General features: G+C 64.0%; 8 protein-coding genes. 2 read left to right on the top strand and 6 right to left on the bottom strand.

Annotated features, from left to right (window positions below; translation table 11 throughout):
• Both DPQ23_RS15015 and DPQ23_RS15010 read right to left on the bottom strand, forming a co-directional pair.
• Positions 1 to 288 (bottom strand): type II toxin-antitoxin system RelE/ParE family toxin (locus DPQ23_RS15015; RefSeq protein WP_162630798.1); only part of this gene is annotated, 288 nt, incomplete at its 3' end.
• A gap of 1 nt (position 289) precedes the next feature.
• Positions 290 to 553: a type II toxin-antitoxin system ParD family antitoxin gene (locus DPQ23_RS15010; RefSeq protein ID WP_112875567.1), complete on the bottom strand. Its 264-nt coding sequence runs from the start codon at positions 551 to 553 to the stop codon at positions 290 to 292.
• Between the two features lie 914 nt (positions 554 to 1,467).
• Between DPQ23_RS15010 and DPQ23_RS15005 the strand changes: the two genes are divergently transcribed.
• Both DPQ23_RS15005 and DPQ23_RS15590 read left to right on the top strand, forming a co-directional pair.
• Positions 1,468 to 2,463 (top strand): replication initiation protein, encoded by a 996-nt coding sequence (locus DPQ23_RS15005; protein ID WP_240602843.1) that lies wholly within the window; start codon positions 1,468 to 1,470, stop codon positions 2,461 to 2,463.
• Between the two features lie 154 nt (positions 2,464 to 2,617).
• The gene (locus DPQ23_RS15590) at positions 2,618 to 2,944 is read left to right on the top strand and encodes a hypothetical protein (protein WP_162630797.1); all 327 of its coding nucleotides are present in this window, start codon (positions 2,618 to 2,620) and stop codon (positions 2,942 to 2,944) included.
• Positions 2,945 to 2,980: 36 nt separating this feature from the next.
• Here DPQ23_RS15590 and arsH read toward each other — a convergent pair whose 3' ends face one another.
• From arsH to DPQ23_RS14980, 4 genes are read right to left on the bottom strand one after another with little or no spacing between them, the layout of a single operon-like run.
• Positions 2,981 to 3,700 carry an arsenical resistance protein ArsH gene (gene arsH, locus DPQ23_RS14995; RefSeq protein ID WP_112875564.1) on the bottom strand — a complete coding sequence of 240 codons (720 nt, stop codon included), beginning with the start codon at positions 3,698 to 3,700 and terminating at the stop codon, positions 2,981 to 2,983.
• Complete coding sequence (gene arsC / locus DPQ23_RS14990; RefSeq protein ID WP_112875563.1) at positions 3,693 to 4,109, bottom strand: arsenate reductase (glutaredoxin); 417 nt, start codon at positions 4,107 to 4,109, stop codon at positions 3,693 to 3,695. The genes arsH and arsC overlap by 8 nt, the downstream gene beginning before the upstream one ends.
• Positions 4,106 to 5,182 (bottom strand): ACR3 family arsenite efflux transporter, encoded by a 1,077-nt coding sequence (gene arsB, locus DPQ23_RS14985; RefSeq protein WP_420818594.1) that lies wholly within the window; start codon positions 5,180 to 5,182, stop codon positions 4,106 to 4,108. Before arsB ends, arsC begins: the two co-directional genes overlap by 4 nt.
• Positions 5,183 to 5,198: 16 nt before the next feature.
• A complete protein-coding gene (locus tag DPQ23_RS14980) occupies positions 5,199 to 5,576 on the bottom strand; it encodes an ArsR/SmtB family transcription factor (RefSeq protein WP_338067061.1) in 378 nt (125 codons plus the stop codon).
• Positions 5,577 to 5,956: the final 380 nt, after the last annotated feature.

Here is a 5,956-nt window from a genome sequence, read left to right as displayed (position 1 = left end):
TCCAAGAAGAGAGGGCAAGTCCCGCGCGCCGTGCAGCACCCGCACGATCCGAACCTCGTCCTCCGCTTCAACGAAGAAGATCAGATACCGGCCATGCCGGGCAGACCGCAGGCCCTTGTGCAGCTCGTCCCGCGCCGGAAAGCTGCCAGGCCGCTCTGCAACCTCGATCATCCGGTCCTCGATCTCGGTTACGAAGGATGCGGCCCGCTCCGGGTTGTCCAGCGCAATGAAGTCCCCGATCTCGATGAGATCCATCCGGGCGGCGGGCAGAATGACTAGGCGCGCCATGTCAGGACTTGGCGGCGTAGCGGGCCCGCAGCTCGGCAAACACCTGGTCGGCAGGAAGGCCAGGGCCGCTGTCCAGGCCGGTCCTGATCGCCGCCCGCAAGGCTTCGAGGTCCTGGCGCTCCACATCGCGGCGGCGCGTCCAGTCCCGCAGGGCTTCGCGCACGACTTCGCTGGTCGAGGCATATTCGCCGCCCGCCACCGTCTGGCGCAGCGTCTCGGCCAGTTCTGCCGGCATGGTGATGGTCATTCGCTCGATGGCAGGCATGGGTCCACTCCTCTCGGGAAACATACTTCATCATACTTGTGAGGCTTGCTAGGAAAAACCAGAAAGCGCCTTGCCTCCTGATCCGCCTTCCCCTCCGGCCATCAGTCTTGGCAGCCCCCTTAGGGAGCTTCGACGAAGCGAGAAAAAGAAGGAGAGGAAGTGGCAGGAACTGTCGAATGTTTACACGCCCGGTTTTCGGACCTGTCCGCCCTCTGCCGCACCTCCTCCGGTGCCCTGCGCAACGGTGCTCCCCTGCTCCCTGTCGTGGGCCGCGCTCCGTTCCTTGGCGACTGCGCGCGGCCCACGACAGGGGCTTGCGGCAGTGATGCGATCGAGCCGCCTAAGAAGGTCGCCGAAGAGGACGAGCTGAGGGGGAGAGGTGGGATGCATAGCAGGAAATGGACCCTGACAACGCATCCCAAAAAAGAGCCGTAGAGCGCCGCCCTTGCTGCTGGCCTCGCCTCGCAGGGCCACAGGCTTCCGGAGCGGCCCGCTAGCAGCGCTCGATCAGTTTCTTAGCACTGGACACCTGCGTACCTTAGAGGCCCGTCAGCAGGTCTCTGCGGGCCTGTGGTGCAGGGTTGGACGCTGCCCTTGCTACCGGCTCTGCTCATTGCAGTTTCTGACTGTGCTACAGCGTGGTGGTCTGGTTCGGTGCTTTCTGTCTCTGAGGTTTGGGGCTGGAAGGTGTGTTGCGCCTTTCTTGTTCTAATGTTCTTATAGTTCAGGCGGAAAAATCTATTTTATTGCAGTAAGTTACGCGTCTATAGGTAACAAATGGGGCCGCATAGGTAACAAATGGGGCCGCATAGGTAACAAATGGGGCCGCATGGGTAACAAATGGGGCCAATTTTGCTACTTGATAGGTAACGTTATGTAGTCGATGAATGTTACCCATGGGAAAGACCGTTCAAGTGGCCGCTGACCGGGCCTATGACCAGTCCAAGACCGTGCTGCCCGCCGAGGTGGCGCGCGGCACCTACATGCAGAATCCGCCGGGTCTGGCGGCCCTCAAGCTGATGCACCTGCTCATCGCCAAGGCAGGCGGCAGGATGGGCGAGGACGTGGAGCATCGCGTCCGGCTGTCCGAGGTGCGCGGCGTCGAGGGGTTGCGCAACCATGATCGCGCCAGTCTCGCTCCGCTGTTCGCGGAGTTGCAGGCAGCCGTGCTGATCCACGACGACACCGAGAAGAAGCGCCTAACCATCGGGGGGCTGCTCGACATTGCCGAGGTGGACTACCGCGACGAACTGTCCGGCGATCTGGTCATCAGCTGGTATTTCTCACGGATGTTCACCCGTGCCGCCGCGGCCTCGAACCACTGGGCGATCCTTGATCGTCAGACGGTGTTTCACCTGGGCAGCAAGTACTCCCTGCTGCTGTTCCAGCACATCGCCAGCCTTGCCAAGCTGGATCAGGTTGTCAGCAAGACCTTCACCGTGGCCGAGTTACGGTCCGTTCTCGGGGTACAGCCGGGCAAACTGGAACGGTTTGCCAATCTGAACGCCCGAGCAATCCAGCCCGCGATTGCCGAGATCAATCAGCTTTCTCGGCTGACCCTGACCGCCACTCCTCGCAAGGTCGGCCGCACCGTCGCCAGCATCGAGATCGCTTGGGCCGTGAAGGACGATCCATCCGAGACCCGGCGCGAACTGTCCGCCTCGCAGATCGGCCGGAAGGCGCGCCGGGACGGCACGGCCGAGGAGGTTGCGGCCGAGTTCCCCGAAACCGGCGGCATCGCCTACAGCCCCCGCTGGCGCGACCTCAAGCGTGCGGCGGGCTGCAACATGGACGACAGCCTCATCGCTGCCAACTTCCGCCGCTTCCTCAAGGAACGCGGCATTACCCGCAATGCCGCCAACATCGAAAAACTGTTCAGCAACTTCTGCGCCAAGGTCGGGAAGGTGTAAGAGCGAAGCAGGGGTTGCGCGAACGAACCGCAACCCGTCCAATGACGCGCTGCGCAACCTCGTGAGGAACCTCTTGCAACTGTCTCTTTCCGCAGCCGCAAAAGAAGTTGATCGGTCGAAATCCACCCTCAGTCGCGCTATCAAGGATGGAAGGTTGTCGGCCACCCGCTGCGAGGATGGCAGCTACCAGATCGACCCGGCGGAGCTCTACCGAGTGTTCCCCGCACCTGTTCCACAACCGACAACATCGAACGCGGCGCAACCCGAGAGCGAACGGGATGGAACCCTGCGGATGCAGCTTGAGGTGGCCGAACGCGAGCGCGACCGCGAGCGGGAGGAGCGCAGCCGGGAACGTGAGCAGATGCAGGCTACCATCGACGACCTGCGCGCGCGCCTGGACCGGGCCGAAAGCCGGATTGCCGGGCTTCTGCCCGCCCCACCTACCCCGCGCCGCCGATGGGGGTTGTGGGGGAGAAGCTGAGCACGAGAGGCTGCGGCCAGTGAAACCAGACGGACATCAAATCGCGGTCTTCAGGTTCAACCGTCCCTCAAGCTTCTCGGCGGCTTCCTTCCGCTCGCTGTAGCGGTCGGTTAGGAACGGGGACAGGTGACGGGTCAGGAGCGTGAACTTCACCAGCTCCTCCATGACGTCCACAATGCGGTCGTAGTAGCTGGAGGGTCTCATTCTCCCGTTCTCATCGAACTCCTGATACGCCTTGGCGACCGATGACTGGTTCGGGATCGTCAGCATCCGCATCCAGCGGCCGAGGATGCGCATCTGATTAACGGCATTGAAGCTCTGCGATCCGCCGGACACCTGCATCACCGCCAGCGTGCGGCCCTGAGTGGGCCGGATGGCACCCATGGACAGGGGAACCCAGTCGATCTGGGACTTCATCACGCCGGTCATGGCCCCGTGGCGCTCCGGGCTGGTCCAGACTTGGCCCTCGGACCACAGGCACAGGTCACGAAGCTCCTGTACCTTGGGGTGCGAGGGATCGGCATCGTCGGGCAAGGGAAGCCCGCTCGGGTCGTAGATGCGCGTCTCGCAGTCGAAATGCCGCAGCAGGCGCTCCGCCTCCAGCGTTACAAAACGGCTGTAGGATCGTTGGCGCAGCGAGCCGTAGAGCAGCAGAATGCGGGGCGGGTGCGTTGGCATCGCTGCTGCCAGTCGAGCGGGGTCCGGCCGCTCAAAGGCATCGGCAGCAAGGTTGGGAAGCTCGGTCTCCTCAAGCACCGCGTCTGCCCTCCCGGCGAACCGCCTCGCCGTCCTCTTTGGCGAACTCGGCTACCGGATGGTCGAGAAGGTCGAGGACCACCTCGGACGGGCGGCAGAGCCGCGTTCCCTTGGGCGTCTCAACGATGGGGCGGTTGATGAGGATGGGATGCGCCAGCATGGCGTCGAGGAGCTGGTCATCGGTGATCGACGGGTCGCTCAGGTCCAGCTCGGCGTAAGGCGTGCCCTTCTCGCGCAGCAGTTCGCGCGGCGTGATGCCCATGGCTGCGATCAGTCCCTTGAGGCGTTCGCGGCTTGGGGGCGCTTTCAGATACTCGATGACGACCGGCTCCTCGCCGCTGGCGCGGATCATGGCCAGCGTATTGCGCGAGGTGCCGCAGGCGGGGTTGTGCCAGATGATGACGGTCATGGCCGGCGCGTCCTTTCGGGGAACCAGTGCCGGGTGCGGTTGGCGAAGGCCACCAGCGACAGCATCACCGGCACCTCGACCAGGACGCCCACGACAGTGGCGAGCGCCGCCCCCGAGTTCAGGCCGAAGAGGCTGATCGCCACTGCAACCGCCAGTTCGAAGAAGTTCGAGGTGCCGATCATCGCGCAGGGCGCGGCAATATCGAAAGGCACCCGCAGCGCCCGCGCCGCGCCATAGGCGATGGCAAAGATGCCGTAGCTCTGGATCAGCAGGGGCACGGCGATGAGGAGGATCACCAGCGGGTTCTCGAGGATCTTCTCTCCCTGGAAGCCGAAGAGCACCACCACGGTGATCAGAAGCGCCGTCATGGTAAGGGGCTTGATACGGTCCCGGAAGGTATCGACCGCTGCTTCCCCGCCCTGCGCCACAAGGCGGTTGCGGGTGAGGATGCCGGCCGCGAGCGGCACGACGATGTAAAGCAGCACCGACAGCAGCAGGGTGTCCCACGGAACCACGATGTCGGTGACGCCCAGCAGCAGCGCCACGATGGGGGCGAAGGCCACGACCATGATGAGATCGTTCACGCTCACCTGCACGAGCGTGTAGGTCGGATCACCCCGCGTCATGTTCGACCAGACGAAGACCATGGCCGTGCAGGGTGCGGCGCCGAGCAGGATCACGCCGGCGAGATAGGCCTGCGCGTCCTCGGGCGGGATGAGGCCGGCGAAGATATACTGGAAGAACAGCACGCCCAGGGCGGCCATGGTGAAGGGCTTGATGAGCCAGTTCACCACCAGCGTGATGATCAGCCCCCGGGGTTCCTCGCCAACCCGGCGGATCGAGCCGAAATCCACGCCCACCATCATCGGGTAGACCATGGCCCAGATCAGCACGGCGACGGGCAGGTTGACGGAGGCGACCTCCATCCGGGCGAGGCCCGCAAAGAGGCCGGGCGCGAGGTTGCCCAGCACGATCCCCGCCACGATGGCAACGGCCACCCACAGCGAGAGCCAGCGCTCAAAGGTGCCAAGCCCCCCTGCGGGGGCGGATGCGTCGGCCATGTGGTCCGTCATCAAGATCTCCGGGAAATCAGCAGCAGGGCGCAAGCTCGGCCACGAGCGGCGCGCACAGCTCGGCGCGGCCCCCGCAGCAATCCTTGAGCAGGAAGAGCGTGAGCGCGCGCACGCGCTCCAGGTTTACGCGGTAGACGATGGAACGGCCCTCCCGTTCGCCTGCGACGAGGCCCGCGTGGGAAAGGATCGTGAGGTGGGTCGAAAGGGTGTTGGCCGGCACATTCAGCGCGCGGGCCAGTTCTCCGGCGGGCAGGCCCGCGGGTTCGTGACGCACCAGGAGCCGGAAGCACTCCAGCCGCGTGGGCTGGGCAAGGGCGGCCAGGGTGCCGATGGCATCATTATCTTCCATTATTCTGGAATAATGGAATTGATAGCAGGACGCAAGGTCGATCATGCACAGGCGTGGACGCAATCCTGCGGCCCTTCGTGATGAGAGCGGGCTGCGTCCAGGCCCTGTGCAAAGCCCCGATGACATCGCCCTCAAGAGAGGCAGGGGAGGAGGGGCTTTGCCTGTCCAGAGGCAGAACTAGCTGCTCAGAAGCTGTGAGAGGCCGCAGAAGCGCTTCAAGCTGAACTGGCCTCCACCCGGGGAGACCGCACGCAAACCGCAGGTTTGCATAAGTGCGCCCTTCTCTGTTCCGTTCGTCGGGTTCAGGCCTCTCAGGGGCAAGGACTTTCATCCAAGAAGAGAGGGCAAGTCCCGCGCGCCGTGCAGCACCCGCACGATCCGAACCTCGTCCTCCGCTTCAACGAAGAAGATCAGATACCGGCCAT

This window comes from Paracoccus endophyticus (assembly GCF_003286075.1).
GTDB lineage: Bacteria > Pseudomonadota > Alphaproteobacteria > Rhodobacterales > Rhodobacteraceae > Paracoccus > Paracoccus endophyticus.
The sequence above is the reverse complement of the archived record's forward strand: the minus strand, read 5'-3'. Positions and strand labels throughout refer to the sequence as shown.

What these genes read in the sequence shown, in the direction of transcription:
- DPQ23_RS15010 (WP_112875567.1), bottom strand. Translation starts at nt 553, where the DNA reads ATGCCTGCCATCGAGCGAATGACCATCACCATGCCGGCAGAACTGGCC.
- arsC (WP_112875563.1), bottom strand. Translation starts at nt 4,109, where the DNA reads ATGACCGTCATCATCTGGCACAACCCCGCCTGCGGCACCTCGCGCAAT.
- arsB (WP_420818594.1), bottom strand. Translation starts at nt 5,182, where the DNA reads ATGACGGACCACATGGCCGACGCATCCGCCCCCGCAGGGGGGCTTGGC.
- DPQ23_RS14980 (WP_338067061.1), bottom strand. Translation starts at nt 5,576, where the DNA reads ATGATCGACCTTGCGTCCTGCTATCAATTCCATTATTCCAGAATAATG.